Source organism: Aquihabitans sp. McL0605, assembly GCF_049993875.1.
Lineage (GTDB): Bacteria > Actinomycetota > Acidimicrobiia > Acidimicrobiales > Iamiaceae > Aquihabitans.
Genome location: NZ_CP188252.1, coordinates 2,374,357 through 2,389,865 on the forward strand (window position 1 = coordinate 2,374,357; position 15,509 = coordinate 2,389,865).

15 protein-coding genes and 3 pseudogenes are annotated in these 15,509 nt (G+C 73.0%); 6 read left to right on the forward strand and 12 right to left on the reverse strand.

Annotation, left to right across the window (positions count from 1 at the left end; all coding sequences use genetic code 11):
• Positions 1–43: 43 nt before the first annotated feature.
• Together ACPPVX_RS10935 and ACPPVX_RS10940 are read left to right on the forward strand one after the other, a co-directional pair.
• Positions 44–640 (forward strand): hypothetical protein, encoded by a 597-nt coding sequence (locus ACPPVX_RS10935; protein ID WP_426574924.1) that lies wholly within the window; start codon positions 44–46, stop codon positions 638–640.
• A gap of 98 nt (positions 641–738) precedes the next feature.
• Positions 739–1,962 carry a serine hydrolase domain-containing protein gene (locus ACPPVX_RS10940; protein WP_426574925.1) on the forward strand — a complete coding sequence of 408 codons (1,224 nt, stop codon included), beginning with the start codon at positions 739–741 and terminating at the stop codon, positions 1,960–1,962.
• Positions 1,963–2,034: 72 nt separating this feature from the next.
• On the opposite strand, the gene ACPPVX_RS10945 is transcribed toward ACPPVX_RS10940, so the two are convergent.
• The 3 genes from ACPPVX_RS10945 to ACPPVX_RS10955 form a co-directional block, all read right to left on the reverse strand.
• Complete coding sequence (locus tag ACPPVX_RS10945; protein WP_426574926.1) at positions 2,035–3,057, reverse strand: alpha/beta hydrolase; 1,023 nt, start codon at positions 3,055–3,057, stop codon at positions 2,035–2,037.
• A 181-nt stretch (positions 3,058–3,238) separates the two neighbouring features.
• Positions 3,239–3,481 (reverse strand): hypothetical protein, encoded by a 243-nt coding sequence (locus ACPPVX_RS10950; protein ID WP_426574927.1) that lies wholly within the window; start codon positions 3,479–3,481, stop codon positions 3,239–3,241.
• Positions 3,478–4,392 carry a hypothetical protein gene (locus tag ACPPVX_RS10955; protein WP_426574928.1) on the reverse strand — a complete coding sequence of 305 codons (915 nt, stop codon included), beginning with the start codon at positions 4,390–4,392 and terminating at the stop codon, positions 3,478–3,480. The genes ACPPVX_RS10950 and ACPPVX_RS10955 overlap by 4 nt, the downstream gene beginning before the upstream one ends.
• A 198-nt stretch (positions 4,393–4,590) precedes the next feature.
• Between ACPPVX_RS10955 and ACPPVX_RS10960 the strand changes: the two are divergent.
• The 3 genes and pseudogenes from ACPPVX_RS10960 to ACPPVX_RS10970 form a co-directional block, all read left to right on the forward strand.
• Positions 4,591–5,130, forward strand: a pseudogene (locus ACPPVX_RS10960) (AfsR/SARP family transcriptional regulator); the annotation flags it as partial.
• A 193-nt stretch (positions 5,131–5,323) separates the two neighbouring features.
• Entirely contained in the window at positions 5,324–7,729 is a 2,406-nt protein-coding gene (locus ACPPVX_RS10965; protein ID WP_426574929.1) for an AAA family ATPase, read from the forward strand.
• Between the two features lie 42 nt (positions 7,730–7,771).
• Positions 7,772–8,089: pseudogene (locus ACPPVX_RS10970) on the forward strand (alpha/beta fold hydrolase); the annotation flags it as partial.
• A gap of 309 nt (positions 8,090–8,398) precedes the next feature.
• On the opposite strand, the gene ACPPVX_RS10975 reads toward ACPPVX_RS10970, so the two are convergent.
• The 8 genes from ACPPVX_RS10975 to ACPPVX_RS11010 form a co-directional block, all read right to left on the reverse strand.
• On the reverse strand, positions 8,399–9,469 hold the full coding sequence (locus ACPPVX_RS10975; RefSeq protein ID WP_426574930.1) for a hypothetical protein: 1,071 nt from the start codon (positions 9,467–9,469) through the stop codon (positions 8,399–8,401).
• Positions 9,470–9,518: 49 nt separating this feature from the next.
• On the reverse strand, positions 9,519–9,734 hold the full coding sequence (locus ACPPVX_RS10980; protein ID WP_426574931.1) for a hypothetical protein: 216 nt from the start codon (positions 9,732–9,734) through the stop codon (positions 9,519–9,521).
• Positions 9,731–10,090, reverse strand: a complete 360-nt coding sequence (locus tag ACPPVX_RS10985; RefSeq protein WP_426574932.1) for a hypothetical protein — start codon at positions 10,088–10,090, stop codon at positions 9,731–9,733. The genes ACPPVX_RS10980 and ACPPVX_RS10985 overlap by 4 nt, the downstream gene beginning before the upstream one ends.
• Positions 10,087–11,055, reverse strand: a complete 969-nt coding sequence (locus ACPPVX_RS10990; protein ID WP_426574933.1) for a hypothetical protein — start codon at positions 11,053–11,055, stop codon at positions 10,087–10,089. Before ACPPVX_RS10990 ends, ACPPVX_RS10985 begins: the two co-directional genes overlap by 4 nt.
• The gene (locus tag ACPPVX_RS10995) at positions 11,052–11,447 is read right to left on the reverse strand and encodes a hypothetical protein (protein ID WP_426574934.1); all 396 of its coding nucleotides are present in this window, start codon (positions 11,445–11,447) and stop codon (positions 11,052–11,054) included. The genes ACPPVX_RS10990 and ACPPVX_RS10995 overlap by 4 nt, the downstream gene beginning before the upstream one ends.
• Positions 11,402–11,614: a hypothetical protein gene (locus ACPPVX_RS11000; protein ID WP_426574935.1), complete on the reverse strand. Its 213-nt coding sequence runs from the start codon at positions 11,612–11,614 to the stop codon at positions 11,402–11,404. Before ACPPVX_RS11000 ends, ACPPVX_RS10995 begins: the two co-directional genes overlap by 46 nt.
• Positions 11,614–12,138 (reverse strand): hypothetical protein, encoded by a 525-nt coding sequence (locus tag ACPPVX_RS11005; protein ID WP_426574936.1) that lies wholly within the window; start codon positions 12,136–12,138, stop codon positions 11,614–11,616. Before ACPPVX_RS11005 ends, ACPPVX_RS11000 begins: the two co-directional genes overlap by 1 nt.
• A 372-nt stretch (positions 12,139–12,510) precedes the next feature.
• Positions 12,511–12,804: a toll/interleukin-1 receptor domain-containing protein gene (locus ACPPVX_RS11010; protein ID WP_426575027.1), complete on the reverse strand. Its 294-nt coding sequence runs from the start codon at positions 12,802–12,804 to the stop codon at positions 12,511–12,513.
• A gap of 394 nt (positions 12,805–13,198) precedes the next feature.
• On the opposite strand from ACPPVX_RS11010, the pseudogene ACPPVX_RS11015 reads away from it, so the two are divergent.
• A pseudogene (locus tag ACPPVX_RS11015) lies at positions 13,199–14,817 on the forward strand (AMP-binding protein).
• Here ACPPVX_RS11015 and ACPPVX_RS11020 read toward each other — a convergent pair.
• Positions 14,700–15,506: a YoaK family protein gene (locus ACPPVX_RS11020; protein WP_426574938.1), complete on the reverse strand. Its 807-nt coding sequence runs from the start codon at positions 15,504–15,506 to the stop codon at positions 14,700–14,702. The pseudogene ACPPVX_RS11015 and the gene ACPPVX_RS11020 overlap by 118 nt on opposite strands.
• Positions 15,507–15,509: the final 3 nt, after the last annotated feature.

A 15,509-nucleotide genomic window follows, 5' to 3' on the forward strand; every position in this document is an offset into this window, starting at 1 on the left:
GGACACTGCACGGGTACCACCCCTCGCCCAAGGACGCACCGCCATGGCTGACGAACTGCCCCCGTACGCCGCCCTGCTCACCCACTCGGTCGCCGACCTCGACCAGTGGCAACGCGCCTTCGACCACGATGAAGACGCCCGCCGTGCCGCCGGCATCCTCGGCCACCACATCAACCGGGCCGAGGACGACCCCAACCGGGTCACGATCTTCCTGGCCCTCTCCGACCTGGACCGGGCGAGGGCCTTCTCCACCTCACCCGAGCTGGCCGCCAGGATGCAGGAGGCCGGGGCCACCTCAGCACCCGAGATCCGCTGGCTCCAGCCGGTCCGCGAGGACGTGATCTGGGACCGGCAGCTCCCCGCCCTCATCCTCGACCACCGCGTCGCCGACTTCGACGCCTGGCTCGACGTCTACGACTCGGTCGACGACTTCCAGCGAGCCGGCGGCATCATCGGCCAGGCCGCCAACCGGGACCTCGACGACCGGCAGCGGGTGACCGTGTACCACCAGGCCGAGACGTTCGACACGTTCAGGAGGTTCGTCGCCGACCCCGAGCTGAAGGCGGTGATGGACAAGGCCGGCGTGATCTCGCCACCGGAGATCACCTTCCACACCGGCGGCTGGGCCAAGTTCTACTGAGACGCCGGGTGCGCCCGGAGCGCGCACGGGCACGACGGTTCCGCCGGAGCGCAACGTCCTGCGAGCGCCCGGTCGAGCACGGTGGTTGACTGATCGGCATGGGGACGAAGGGCGCGGTGCGGTGGCTGGCCGCGGCCGCGGTGCTGATGGGTGCGCTGACGGCGTGCAGCAGCTCCGACGGCAGCGACGGCGCAGGGACGACGACCACGGCGGCAGCGAGCACGGCGGCGGCTGCGGGCCAGGGCATCGGCACGAAGACCCTCGTGCCGGGCAAGGCGTGGACCGTGGAGAAGCCGGCGCAGGAGGGCATGGACGCCGCCGACCTCGAGAAGGCCCGCACCTACGCCTTCGCCGACGGGAAGAACACCCAGGGCGTGGTGGTCGTCCGCCACGGCGTGATCGTGTCGGAGTGGTACACGGCCGGCGCCGACGCCGACTCCTGGGTGGCCAGCTGGTCGGTCGCCAAGAGCTTCTCCAGCGCGGTCACCGGCATCGCGGTGGCCGACGGCAAGATCGCCGGCGTCGACGAGCCCGCCGCCACCTACCTCACACGGTGGAAGGGCACCGACAAGGCGGGCATCCGGGTCGAGGACATCTTGCACATGCAGTCCGGCCTCCAGTGGGACGAGGACTACGACCCCACCTCGGCCGGCAGCTCCGACGTGGTGAAGATGGGCCTCAGCAAGGACGAGCTGGCCTACGCCGCATCCCGCCCCGTCGCCACCACCCCCGGCACCCGGTGGCTGTACTCCAGCGGCGACGCCATGATCCTGTCGGGGATCATCGAGGGCGCCACCGGGATGCCCGCCGGCGACTACGCCGAGCAGAAGCTGTTCAAGCCCATCGGCATGGAGCGCGCCGAGTGGTGGAAGGACGCGGAGGACCAGACGCTCGGCTACTGCTGCCTCGACTCCACCGCCCGCGGGTTCGCCCGCTTCGGCCTCCTCTACCTGCACGACGGCAGGTGGGGCGACCAGCAGGTGGTGCCCGCCTCGTGGGTGCACGACTCGGTGCAGGACGCCCCCGGCGACCACCCCGGCTACGGCTACATGTGGTGGCTGCCCGAGGTCGACGGCGTCCCCAAGGACCTGTTCGCGGCCGAGGGCCACGACGGCCAGTTCATCTACGTCATCCCCAGCCTCGACCTGGTGGTCGTCCGCACGGGCACGTACGTGAAGGACCCCGGCCCGGCCGTCGCCGACCCCAACCTGTTCGGCAAGTACCCGCCCGACGACCTGGTCCCCGGCAAGGGCACCAAGCCTCCCGACAGCTGGGACGACGCCAAGTTCCTGGCCCCCATCGCCGCCGCCGTCCAGGACTGACCACCCCATCACCGAACTTCGTGGGGATGCGGGCGGTGAGCGCCCGGTGCCGTGCGATGGTGGCAGGAGGGGTCAGCTGCTCGCCGGGCGGGCGCAGGTCCGCAGGAACGCCATCAGGGGCGGCGTGACCACCGTGTCCCCCGGGCGGCCGACGGCGTCGTCGATCCCCTCGTGGTCGAGGGGGTTCACATCGATCGAACGGGCCGGCGTGCCGCCCTCCACCAGGGCCTCGGCGAACGCGGCAGCCTGCGCGGTGCGGCGCTTCGCCCCCGCGCGTAGATCAAGAAGTGGGGTCGGACCTCGCCGGCGGCGGTGTGCTCCATCGGCGAGCCCGCCTTCCACACGGCCGGGTCGTCGCCGAACGTGTTGCGTAGAGGACCTCCTGGGGCCCGCCCTGGGCGACCTGGCTCCGGATGTCGTACTCGGTGTCGAGGGAGACCACGCACGGGACCTCGGTGGCGTGGACCCCGCCTGCTCCAGGAACGACGTGTCGGTGCCGAGCAGCGACACGATGAACGCGCCGGACGAGTGGCCGATGAGGGAGATGCGGCTCGGGTCGCCCCCGAACGCCGACGTGTGGTCGTGCAGCCAGGCCACGGCCGCCGCCGCATCCTGCTCCTGGGTCGGGTACCGCACCTCACCGGGCGCGGCCCACGGCGGCTGGGGCGACAGCCGGTAGTCCACGCTGGCGAACACCCAGCCCTCGTCGTTGAACAGCTTCACCTTGTCGGGCATCTTCCGGGCCTTGTCGCCGATGCGGAAGCCGCCACCGTGGACGTACACGACGATCGGCGCCGGCCCGCAGCCCGGCGCCCGCACCGGCCGGTAGTAGTCGAGCGAGAGCAGGTCGGGGTCGACGCCGGCGACCTGCCGGTACCGGACGTCGTGGGTGGCGACGGTCCCGGTCCCGTGGCAATCGAGCGACGACGCGGTCGCAGTGGTCGTGGACCCCGCCGCCGGAGCGGTGGTGGTCGGGCGGCTCGCCTGATCGCCGCTGCTCGCGCACCCCTGCGCCACCACCGCCAGCGCAGCGACGAGCACCGCGGCCGCCAGCCGAGGACGGACGACCGGTCGCAGCGCGTGGTGGAGGCCCATGGCCGTCACCCTCCCACGCGGTGATGAGCCCGTGAGCAGCGGTTCACCCCGATCCCCCGAGCTCCGCCGGCTCGGGTGATCGGGGTGGGACCACCTCCACCGGGCCCCCGGGAGCCGGCCGCATCCGTCGTTGCGGCCGACCGGTCCGTGGGGGCAGGGCCCGGCGAGGTGAACGTGGGCGCTACCGGTGGCGGCGCCGGGGATCGTGGGGCTTGAGCGCCCCACCGGTCCCGTGCGAAGGGGGATCGAGGTCGGCGGCCGGATCGGGTTCGTCGCGGCGAGCCGCGAACCGGAGGGCCTCGGGGACCGGCGTGGTGGCGGCACCGAGCGCCGCCGCCAGGCCGGACGCCTCGGTCGGCTCAGCCACCCCCGCCTGGGTGGCCGAGCCTCCGGGGACCCGCCGCACCTGGGTCGACGCGGTCACGAGACCACCTCCTGAGCATCGTCGGAGACATCGTCTTGGACCGGGCGCAAGGCACGCCGGCCCACAGGCACCGCGGCGCGATCCATGGATCGGCTGGGGTGCGCCAGGCGAGCCGCGATCTCGCTGGTGCCCATGCGCACCTGCTGTGCCGGCCGGTACTCGGACTGCCGTCCGGGCCGCGGCGGGCAATCGACCACCCGGGCCGCCCAGGAGAAGAAGCGCTGGACCTGGCGGAGCGAGGGCACGATCTCGCCGTGCTCGCTGGTCAGGCCCTCCACGGTGACCGGGCGGAGCCGGGCCGCATCGTTGAAGCGCACCCGCCGGGCGAACCGGTCCCGCCCTTGCGGGCCGACCCACGCGTAGTCGTGCACCAGCCCTTCGGCGAGCGTGGCCTGCACGCCACCGTTGACCCGGCTGCCGACATCGATCCCGAGGCGGTGCATCGCACCGAGGTCGACCGGGGCGGGGACCGCCAGCTCCGGGGCGAAGGGCTCGAGCACGGCACGGCGGAGGTCGCCGCGGTTGCGGGCCCAGCCGCGGTGCAGGTACCGGTCGACCCCCACCTCGTACATGCGCCGCCGGACGGCGTCGTCCTGGAGCACGGAGCAGGTGACGACGATCCTCACCGGGTCGGTGGTGCTGTGCCGGAGGTGCTGGACGATGCGGGCGCCGGCTACCTGGTCGCCGTCGCTGGTGGGGTCGACCGCCTCGACCACGGCCGCTGCGACCCCGTCGATGCTGGCGGTCAGCGCCTCGTCGAACCCGAGGGCGATGACGTCGAACGAGTGGTCGATCTGGCCCAGCGCACCCACGATCCCGGCTCGGGCGAGCTCGTCGTCGTCGATGACGAGGATGCGGCTGCCGCCTGCCAGCCCCGATCGATACTGCCGCTCGAACCGTTCCGAATCCACGAAGGTGATCGTGGACCAGCCCGGTAAGCGTACGGTTGGCATCGGGCAAGCGCGGTGGGAGCGGGCCCGTCAGAGGAGATTGGCGAGGTGGTGACGGAACCGAGTGCGACGTACCTGATCCTCGGTCCCACCACGGTTGCGGTGGGATCTCGCGCCGTTGACCTCGGCTCGCCCCAGCGGCGGGGCGTGCTGGCGCGGATGATCCTGGCGCCGGGCCGCAGCCTCAGCGTCGATGCCCTCGCCCGCGCCCTCTGGGGGGAGCGCCTGCCGCCCACCGCCCGCAAGGCCGTCCAGGTCCAGATCTCGAAGCTCCGCCAGGTCCTGCCCGACGGGGCCATCCAGACCAGCGCGGCCGGCTACTCGCTCCACGTCGATGCCGCCGACACCGACCTCGGCCGCTTCGAGCAGCTCGTCCGCACCGCTCAGGACCAGCCCGACGCGGCCAGCCGGTCCGTCGAGCTGCACCGGGCCCTGGCCCTGTGGCGCGGGCCGGCGCTCGCCGATGTCGCCGACCTGCCGTTCGCCGGCGGCGAGGCGGCCCGCCTCGAAGAGCTCCGCCAGCAGGCGCTCGATGCCCGGTTCCGAGCCGACCTCGAGCTCGGCGACCACGCCCGGATCGTCGCCGAGCTCGAGGGCCTGGTCGGCCTGCACCCCGAGCGCGAGCCGCTCTGGGAGCACCTGATGCGTGCCCTCTACGTGCTCGGCCGCCAAGCCGATGCGCTGCGCGCCTACGAGCGGCGTGCAGCCACCTCAACGAGGACCTCGGCCTCGAGCCCGGGCCCTCGCTCCAGGCGCTGCAGCTCGCGGTCCTCCGCCACGACGACGAGCTGCTCCCCCGTCCACCCGTCACCCCCGCACCCGCGGCGGGCCCCCGCCCGGCCCCCGCCCGCTCGAAGCACGCCGCACCCGCGCTGGTTGGCCGGAGCCCGAGATGGAGGTCCTGCGCGCCGCTATCGAGCGCAGCGCGGCCGAGCAGGTGGGGACCCTGGTGGTCGTCGAGGCCGACGAGGGGTTCGGCAAGACGGCGCTGCTCACGGCCATCGTGGAGGAGGTCTCCAGCTCCGCCACCGTGTTGTCCACCCGGTCCCGGGAGGACCACGCCGCGCCGTATGTGCCGTGGGTCGAGGTGCTCGACCAGCTGGGCGCCACCGAGGTCCGCAGCCTGCTCGACGGCTGGACCGACCAGAACCAGACCGGCGAGTGGCGCCGCAACCAGCTCTTCCACGGCGTCGGGGCCAACATCGCTCAGGCCGCCGCCGGCCGACCGGTCGTCCTGCTCCTCGACGATGCCCACTGGGCCGACGAGGGGACCACCCGCCTGCTGCTCCACGTGCTGGCCGAGACGAGCGCCGAGCGTGTCACCACCATCATCGCCTGGCGCCCCCGCGAGGTGAAGGTGGGCGTGCCCGCCGTGGCCCTCGCCGAGCACGTCGCCAAGCGGCGCGGGCCGCGCGTCGCCCTCGGCGTGCTCGACGAGACCGACATCGGGACGCTGCTCGAACGCCAGCGCGGCGACGCCGCCCCCGCGGCCGCCGACCTTCCCAAGCGGATCTTCGAGGTCACCAGCGGCGTGCCCCTGTTCGTCGAGGACGTCATCACCTCGGCGGCCGCCGACGACCGGCCGCTCGACGGCGACATCGCCCAGATCCCCGAGACCGCCCGCTCGATCACCGTGCGGCGGCTGACGGGCGCCGGCGAGGTGGCCACCGAGGTGGCGAAGGCGGCGTCGCTCCTCGCCGAGCCGATCTCCCTCGACGTCCTGCCCGACCTCGTGCCCGAGCTCTCGGTCGAGGTGGTGCTCGACGGCGTCGACCGGCTCGTCGAGTACGGCCTGCTCCGCGAGACCCCCGCGGGGCCCACCTTCGTGCACGCCACGTTCCGCTCCGCCGTCGCGACTCCATCCCCGCGGGACGCCGCCTGGTGCTCCACGCCAACGCCTTCCACCGCCTCGCGCTCGAGCCCGTGCCCGCGGCCGCCCTGGCCCAGCACGCCGAGGACGGAGGGCGGCTCGTGCCCCCGGCCGACGCCGCCGCCGCCCTCGACCGCGCCGGTCGAGAGGCCGGCGACCGCGGTGCGTTCGTCGACGCCTCCCGCTTCTTCGAGCGCGAGGTGGCGCTGGCGCCCGAGCCGGTGCGCGCCGCAGCCCTGCTCCACCACGCCGACGCGTCTGGCGGGCCGGAGACCTGGCCACCGCCAAGGCCGTGGCCAGCTCGGTCGCCGACCTGCGGGCGGCCCGGCCCGACCTGGTGCCCGACGACGCGCTGGCCCGCGCCGTGGGGCTCCACGGCACGATCGGGGCCGGGTTCGGGCCCGATCCCTCGTCGATCGCGCTCGCCTCCGCCGGCTGGGTGCCCTGGTCCACCCCACGGCGAGGGGCCGCTGCGCGGTGGCCCTCGCCTACCACCAGGCGGCGTGGGGTGCGCCCAGCACGGTGGTCGAGGCCGCGCTCACCCAGGCCCGCCAGGAGCTCCCCGATCCGTGCCCCGACGACCTCATGGACGAGGTCGTGTTCACCGATGGGCTGGCCAACCTCCGCTCACCCGACCTCGATGACCGTCGCGACCACGCCCACCTCCTCGCCGATCGGGGCCGGGCCCGTCAGGACCTCCGCTCGGTCGGCCGCGGCCTGCGGCTCCTGTGCATGGCCCACCTGTCGGCCGGCGACCTGGAGTCGGTCGAGGAGGACGCCACCGAGCTCGAGACGGTCGCCATCCGCACCGGATCGTGGATGTACCAGTCCGACGTGCTCCGCTGCCGCTCGGCGGTGGCGCTGGCCCGCAACGACCTCGACGGGCTGCGCGGCTGCATCGCCGAGCTCGATCGGCTGGCGGCCGACCCGCTCGCCGGCTGGGTGTTCGTCGGCACCCAGCGCCTCCTGCTCAGCCACGCCGAGGGCGACCTCACCACCGCCCTGCACTTCGTCGATGCCGTCCGCACTGCGCTCCCCCCGCAGGGCGCCTGGCAGACCGACCGGATGCTCGCCGACCTCTACCGGATCCGGTTGCTGTTCGAGATGGGGGAGCCCGACCAGGCCCGAGGCGAGCTCGACGAGCTGGCGCCGTGGAAGGAGCTCCACCTCAGCTGCTGCCGCCGGTACCCGAGCGAGCTGGCCTTGATGTCGACGGCGGTGGCGAGCGTGGGCCGGGCCGATGTGGCCGCCCAGCTCCTCCCCCTCGTGGAGCCGTTCCGCGGCCAGCAGGTCGTGCTCGGCTGGGGCGAGGGGCTGATCGGCTCCTTCGAGGACTGCTGGCGATCGCTCGACGTGTTGGCCGGCGCCGGCGCCGGCGCCGGCACGGTCGAGCCCGACGCCCGGCCGGCCGACCAGCCGCTCGTGTGACCGGCGCGCCGGCCACCGTGCCGTCGCCGGATCCGGCGCTCGATGCCGCGGTGGGCGTCCCGCTCGTGCACCGCATGCTCGATCGCGGTCGGGGCCGCCAGCACGTCGTGGAGGCCGGCGACCCCACGTGCCGCCGGTGGTCCTGCTCCACGGCTGGCCACAGCACTGGTTCGCCTGGCGCCACGTCCTGCGCGGCTCGCCGTGAGCCACCGGCTGATCGCCATCGACACGCGGGGCTTCGGCTGGTCCACCATCGATCCCTGCCGCCCGCCGCAGCCGATCACGTCCACCGGCATCGCCGCCGACGTGACCGCCACCCTCGACGACCTGGGCCTCGACGCCGCTCACGTGGTGGGCCACGACTGGGGCGGCTGGTTCGGTTCCGGGTCGCCACCGGTGCGCCCGACGCGTCCTGACGGTGACCACCATGGCGATCATGCCGCCGTGGCTGGCCCCCGCCCAGGTGCTGCGCCACTGCCGCGGCCTGCTCTACCTCCTGCCCATGGCGGGGGTCGGCGCCGCGGTGGCCAAGCGGTCGCGTTGGGTGGAGGGGTTGGTGCGCTACAGCTCCGCCGACGGTGCGTCGTGGGGGTCGCCCGATCGGGCCCAGGCGCTGCAGACCTACGTCGACCGCCTCGGTCCGCACGCGCGGCGGACCACGCAGGCGCTCTACCGGCGCATGGTCGTGACCGAGCTCCGCGAGGCGTGCTCGTCGCCGCGGCCGGACCGGCTGCCCATGCCGGCCGAGGTGTGGCTGGGCGACCACGAGCAGATCTCCAAGGCGGCGATGTTCCTGCCCCGGACCGAGCCCGGCGAGCTGGAGGTCCGCACCGTGGTCGGTGCCGGCCACTGGCTCCCCGACGAGGTGCCCGCCTGGGTGGTCGAGCAGCTGCGCGGAGCCCTCACGGGTTGAGGTCGACCACCAGGTGGCCCTCGAACGGCCAGCTCCGGACCCCCGATGGTCCGTGCGCCATCCGGAGCCTGCCGCGGTCCATCCGATCGGGTGGGCCGGGTCGGCGCGAGGGCCAGCAGGATCGCGGCCGCTGCCTCGGAGATCTGGGGCCGGCCCATGCACCGGTGCGGACCGGCGCCGAAGGCCCACGCCGCCGGATCGCTCGCGGCCACCGCCGCGGCCGCCTGGGTCAGCGCCAGCACCTCGTGGCCGCCGCGCCGCCGGGGCACGCCCGGCAGCGGCGGGCGGACGGCGAGGACCCGGTCGAACGCAGCGGTGGCCGCGGTCTCGTCGGTGATCGCCGCGAACTGCTCGGGGCGCTTCAGCAGCTCGTCGACGGCGATCGCCACCGCCCTCGAACCGAGCGCCAGCGGGCCGACGGTCAGGCCGACCGTGTGGGCGGTGACCTCGTCGGGCGAGGCCACCGAGGGGTGCTCGTGCAGGGCCCGGACCACCGAGCCCTCGGGGGCCGCGGCCACCATCGGCGCCCAGCGCGCCCGCTGCTCGGCGATGAGCTCCACGCACCGCGCCAGGCCGTCGCAGTCGATCCCTTGGCCAGGGACCCGCGGCTCCGGGGCCCGCGGGTTCAGGAACACCGTGTGCGTGGTGAGCTGCCCGACACGTTGGAGGTGCAGGCCCTCGCCGGGCAGGCCCAGCCACGTCTCGCACCAGGTCCGGAGCACGGGATCGATCAGGTCGGCGACGACGTCGAGCCGGGGGCCGGTCGAGGCGACGATGTCGAGCGCCTGCCGCCTCGCCTTGGCGATGCCGGCCTGGTGCGCCGCCACCGTGTCGCGCAGGACCGCCGCGATCAGGGCGTGCGCCTTGACGTGCTCCTCACCGTCGAGCGCGAGCGGAACCGCCCGACGCCCAGGCGCTCGCTGCGCTCCTGGTAGGGCACCGTGTCGTGGGATCGGCGAGCAGCGCGTCGATCGCGGCGGGACCGGTGACCACCTGCCGGAACCCGCTCAGGAAGTCGGCGACGGCGGCCAGCGGCGGCGCCAGCTCCGGGCGCGAGCCGAGGTAGCGCCACCCTCGCCCGGGCGCGGTCACCGAGCCCCCTCGCCGGGCGCCATGGCTTCGAGGGCGGCCCGGCTCGGAAGGAGCAGGTACTCGCCGCCCTGGGTGGTCACGAAGGAGGCGATCGACGGGCACCGCAGCCGGCTGCCGTCGGCCCGGGCGACCGACAGCGAGCCCCGCTGCACGTGGTCCGAGTCGTCGCGCTGGCTGGTCAGCCCGTCGGTCTCGCGACCGAGGCCGAACCGGTTGCCGTCCTGGAGCCACTGGCCCTGCACGAACTCGAACTGCCGCGTGATGCTGGCGCAGACCGACAGGAACAGCAGCCCCTCGTCGCGGCCCGACTCGCCGAAGGGCATGCCCCGTCGGAAGACGTGGTGGCGTCTCATCATCTTCTCGGCCGCCTCGATGTCGTCGTGGGGTTGGCCCGGCGGATGTGGCTCGAGGCCGGGGTCGCCTTGCCGTTGACGCTGCCGTCCCGGTAGCAGAAGTCGTTCTCGGGCTCGCCGGATCCTTCCTGGCCGAGGGCCTGGCCGTCGAACCGGCGCCCGACGATCTGCTCGGCCACCTCCTGCCAGGTCATCGCCGGCACCGCGCCGTGGCCCGACGCGTCGGCGATGCGCTGGCACTCCGCCACGAACAGCGCCTTGTCCTGCCCCAGCTTGCGGAGCACCAGGTAGCTGCCGTCGCGCTCCAGCAGGGCCGCATCGGGGTGGCCGCCGACGGCACCGCTCTCGTCGAGGTGGCCGAGCACCGCCTCGCCGGCGCGGACCGCCCGCCAGCGCTTCGACCACGCCTCCCAGACCCCGTTGCCCGGGGTCACCCGGCGCCCGGACCCTTCGATCACCGGGTCGCTGATCATGTCCCGGAAGCCGAACGCCTCGCGGTTCTCCGGCCGGGCCACACCGGTCCAACTCTCGGGGAGCCGTTCGTCGGCGAACCGGTCCCGGAGCTCCGTCCATGCTGCGTCGAGCGGCGGCTCCGGGTCCCATCGCAGCGTCAGCACGGCGACGTGCACGTCGGGGTCGTCGGGTCGGAACGGCGCCTCCCAGTGGGCCGGGGCGCTCGGGCCGCGATCGCCGAGGCGGGCCACGGCCGCCCGCATCCCGTCCATGAACGCCGCCGGCATCGCCGCCCGGCTGCGAGCGTCGGTGTCGAGCAGCCGGATGCCGTCACCGGTGATCGCCACGTTGACGCGGTCGGTGCGGCCCGTCGCGTCGGCGTACGCCACCCACGGCCGGACCACGCCGAGGAACTCGGCCAGCGCCCGCGGTGCGGAACCGGTAGAAGTCGATGTGCATCCGCGCCGGTTGTTCGGGCGCAGGACCAGCCACTGGACCTGGGAGCGGTCGATCACGTTCCCTCCGGCACGGGCCACCGCGGGTCTCGCGCCACCTCGTCGAAGCCCCGGATCGTCGCGACCGTCCAGCCCGGGTACCCGCAGTACGCCATCCACGACCTCGACGACGCCGGGACCCCGCTGAGCAGGTGGCGGGCCAGGTCGGCGTCGTCCCACCACCCGTCCTGCTGCTCCGGGACCTCGGCGGTGCAGGCGACGAGCCGCCGGAGTCGGCCGTGCTCCGCCTCGCCCGCCGTCTGGGCCATCGCCGAATCCTGGGCGACCGCGCCCTCGATCAGCTCCTGCGTCGAGCAGTCGTGGGTGGCGGTGATGAGGAGCCACGAGCCGGCGGCCCGGCGCAGGATCACGATGCGGACGAGTGCACCAGCTCGGTGCGCAGGAACGGGCACGACGAGTCGGGGTCGGGCTCGGAGAACGAGCGGCTGATGTCGGCCGCCTCGGCTTCCCGGCCCTCCTTGAGCGGGAGGAGCACGGTCGTCCACCGGGGGTCGCTCCGGCCGTAGCCGTCCTTGGCGATCTGCTTGCGGGCGTCGTGCGGGCTCGTCGCCTGCGCCATCACCTCCTGGTAGATGTCAGCGGACGTCCAGTCCGGGTACGCCGACTGTAGTGCTCCGGCGTCTGGTCGAACGCCCTCGTGTAGGCCTTGAACAGATCGATGTCCTCGAGGCCGGGGAAGCCCCGCCCCCAGTAGGCGATGGTCTGGAGCGGACCGCCCATCACCGAGCCGAACACGTCGAGGTACTCGTCCCACTCGCCGTCGAAGTTGCTCTCGAACAGCAGGTGCCAGCGGGTGTCGGCCGGGCGCAGCCACGGCTTGCGCTGCCGGGCGAACGGCGGGAGGAGCGACCACCGGATGGCCTGCACGAACCGCTGGTGGTCGACCGTCCCCACCGCCCACCGGCGCCACGGGCCCACACGGAGCAGGTAGAGCCAGGGCCGCAGGAACAGCGTGGATCCGAGCTTCAGGGGCAGCACGACCGTCAGCGCGGTCGCCCGCCCGTCGCCGCGCCCCGAGTCGAACGGCTCCGACCCGACCTCCACCTCGCCCGGGTCGCCCACTGCCACCTCCGGAGTACTCACCGCACCACGTCCCCCCACCGCCGCTGCCCGCACGCATCCGGCCCGCTCATCATGCCCGCTCCCGGACCGAACGTGTTCGTACGTGTGTCCGGTTTCGACCAGCTCCCGTTCGCCGACGGCGCTTCGGCGTGCCCTCGGTCCGACGATCCTCGGGACCGGCTCGGAACCCGTGCGAACGACGAGCCCCGCTCTCGGGCTGCGGCTCAGGCCGTACCGCTGGTCGAGCAGGTCGACGGTCGGCCGCGTCCTGCGCCTACCGCTGACGAGAGGGCTGCACCTCTTGCCGAAGGTCGACCAGGAACTGCTGCGAGACCGATCCGTCGGAGGACTTCTCGTGCTGGGCTCCGCTGACCTCGAAGTACCTGCCACCGTTCAGCGAGATCGGGACGATGGTCTTGTCCTGCAGCTTCGCCCACTGGAGCTCCTGCTCCACGACCTCGCTCGGCTCCTGCCCCGACATGAGGCAGACCACGACCGCGAGTGCTCGATCGCTCCCTGGATCGCTCGGTTCCACGACGTGCCCGCCTTGAGCTGGTCGCTGTCGATCCACACGCTGAACGCCTCGCCCCGGAGCTGCTCCTTGAGCTTCAGCGCGGCGGCCCTGTCCTTGTGCTTGTACGAGATGAAGACGAACGATGACCCGAGGGACTGGTCCGGCGGGGCCACGCCGGGCTGGAGCGCAGCGACCCGTTGTACGACCAGGGGGTTGGGCTTGAAGGTGGGCGTCAGCGGCTTGGACTCCGGCCCCCGGAAGAACTCCTTCACCGCCTCGATGTTCTCGGGCCTGTTCGCCGCGATCGTCGCGGTCTGGACCACCCGATAGATGCCGAACATCACCGCTCCGGTCAGGGGAATGCCCCACACCGTCGGTGGTGTCTGCGCCAACAGCACAGCAACCATCTGGTCGTCCCCTCCCGGCTGGACCTCGCAGGTCCGAGCCAACCGCCGTCGTCCGCCTCCGCCGAGCGAACGGCACCACTGCACACCCTGAGGAGCGGAACGTCAACCCCTGGTTTCGATCCATCCAGCGGCCGCCGGTCCGGCCCGCGAGGGTCTTGGGGTGACCGCAGCGCTGAGCTATGCGAGTGGCGCCGGCACCGAGCCGCTCATCGGCCGGACGATCGGCGACGACCTCGCCCGCACCGTGGCGCGCCTCGCCGACTCGGAAGCCGTGGTCGATGTGCCCACCGGCCGGCGGTGGACCTACCGGGAGCTCGACGAGGCCGTCGACCGCGTCGCCTCGGGCCTCCTCGCGATGGGCCTGGCCAAGGGCGACCGCATCGGCATCTGGGCGCCGAACTCCGCCGAGTGGATCCTCGTCCAGTACGCCACCGCCCGCCTCGGGGCCATCCTCGTCAACATCAACCCGGCCTACCGGAGCCACGAGCTGCAGTACGTGCTCGGCCACGCCGGCATCCGCATGCTCGTGGCCGCGCCATCGTTCAAGACGAGCACTACGCGGCCATGATCGCCGAGGTCCGCGGCCAGTGCCCCGCTCGAGCTCGTCATCCTCCTCGGCTCGCCCGATTGGGAGGGCATCGCCTCGACGGTCGTCGATCGGAGCACGCTCGACGACCGCCAGGCCACCCTCGGCTTCGACGACGCCATCAACATCCAGTACACGTCGGGCACCACGGGCTTCCCCAAGGGGGCGACCCTCTCGCACCACAACATCCTCAACAACGGCTACTTCGTCGGGCACCTGCTGGGATACACCGAGGCCGACCGGGTGTGCGTGCCGGTGCCCTTCTACCACTGCTTCGGGATGGTAATGGGCAACCTCGGGGCCACCTCGAACGGGGCCACCATCGTCATCCCGGCCCCCCGTTCGACCCGGTCGCCACCCTGCAGGCGGTGCAGGACGAGCGGTGCACCTCGCTCTACGGCGTCCCCACCATGTTCATCGCCGAGCTGGCCGTGCCCGGGTTCGCCACCTACGACCTGACCTCGCTGCGCACCGGGATCATGGCCGGCTCGCCGTGCCCGGTGGAGGTGATGAAGCGGGTGGTCGACGAGATGCACATGGACGAGGTCACGATCATGTACGGCATGACCGAGACCTCCCCGGTGTCGACCATGACCCGGCACGAGGACGACCTGGAGCGCCGGGTCTCCACCGTGGGCACGGTCATGCCGCACATCGAGGTGCAGATCGTCGACCCCGTGTCGGGACTCGCCGTCCCACGGGGCGAGCCGGGCGAGGTGTGCACCAGCGGCTACTCGGTGATGCTCGGCTACTGGGATGCGCCCGAGCAGACCGCCGGCGCCATCGACGGCGCCGGCTGGATGCACACCGGCGATCTCGGGACGATGGACGACGAGGGCTACGTCGCCGTCGTCGGCCGCATCAAGGACATGGTCATCCGCGGCGGCGAGAACATCTACCCGCGGGAGATCGAGGAGTTCCTCTACGGGCATCCCGACATCGACGACGTCCAGGTCATCGGCGTGCCCGACGAGCGCTACGGCGAGGAGCTCATGGCGTGGGTCCAGCTCCGCGCCGGTGCCGACGAGCTCACGATCGAGGCCGTCCGGCAGTTCTGCGACGGCAAGCTCGCCCACTACAAGGTCCCACGGTACCTCCACCTCACCGACGAGTTCCCGATGACCGTCACCGGCAAGGTCCGCAAGGTCGAGATGCGCGACCGCTCGATCGACCTCCTCGGTCTCCGCCCCTGACGCTGGGCCACCGGTGGCTCGCGGCGGACGATGCGGCGAGGGCCATCCCCGGGATGATGAGCAGCGCTGGTCGAGGTCCGGCGATCGCGGCGGCGATCGCGCCGGCGACGTAGCTGCACAAGACGATGGCGAGCACGGCGATGGTCACTCGGCGCCGGTGCGCGGCGACTCGATCGGCGCCCGAGCCCCGACGCGACCTTCTCGCCGATCCGGACGATGGCGCCGGTGCCGTAGGTGGTTGCGACCGAGATCTCGCCCACCCGTCGAAGCGACCCGGCTTGGAGACCCATCGCCACCCCTCCGATGAGCAGGATCGGAAGATCTCTCGGCGACGGCTGGGCGGTGAACCCGACGTGCAAGCGGGCGACGAGCAGGCTGAGGGCGACCACCAGGGTTGCCTCGACCGCCAGCAGCCGGCTGGGTCCTATGGGGAGGCCGCGTTGGATCTGGTGGTCGTGGTGGACGATCGAGGCAGCCACCCCGGCGAACGCAACGATCGAGGCCACCGCCTCCCGCCAGTCGCCGAGCCCGGTGAACATCCCGAGGTGGATGAGGTTTCCACTCATGTTCGCGACGAACACCGGCGTCACGTTCAAATACACGTGAGCATCGACGAACCCCGCGCACGCCGCGAGCGTGATCGCGAGCTTGAGCGGCCCCGACGGGTGGTGCCGGGTCTCTGTCGTCACGCT

What these genes read in the sequence shown, in the direction of transcription:
- ACPPVX_RS10935 (WP_426574924.1), top strand. Translation starts at nt 44, where the DNA reads ATGGCTGACGAACTGCCCCCGTACGCCGCCCTGCTCACCCACTCGGTC.
- ACPPVX_RS10940 (WP_426574925.1), top strand. Translation starts at nt 739, where the DNA reads ATGGGGACGAAGGGCGCGGTGCGGTGGCTGGCCGCGGCCGCGGTGCTG.
- ACPPVX_RS10945 (WP_426574926.1), bottom strand. Translation starts at nt 3,057, where the DNA reads ATGGGCCTCCACCACGCGCTGCGACCGGTCGTCCGTCCTCGGCTGGCG.
- ACPPVX_RS10965 (WP_426574929.1), top strand. Translation starts at nt 5,324, where the DNA reads ATGGAGGTCCTGCGCGCCGCTATCGAGCGCAGCGCGGCCGAGCAGGTG.
- ACPPVX_RS10985 (WP_426574932.1), bottom strand. Translation starts at nt 10,090, where the DNA reads ATGATGAGACGCCACCACGTCTTCCGACGGGGCATGCCCTTCGGCGAG.
- ACPPVX_RS11000 (WP_426574935.1), bottom strand. Translation starts at nt 11,614, where the DNA reads ATGGCGCAGGCGACGAGCCCGCACGACGCCCGCAAGCAGATCGCCAAG.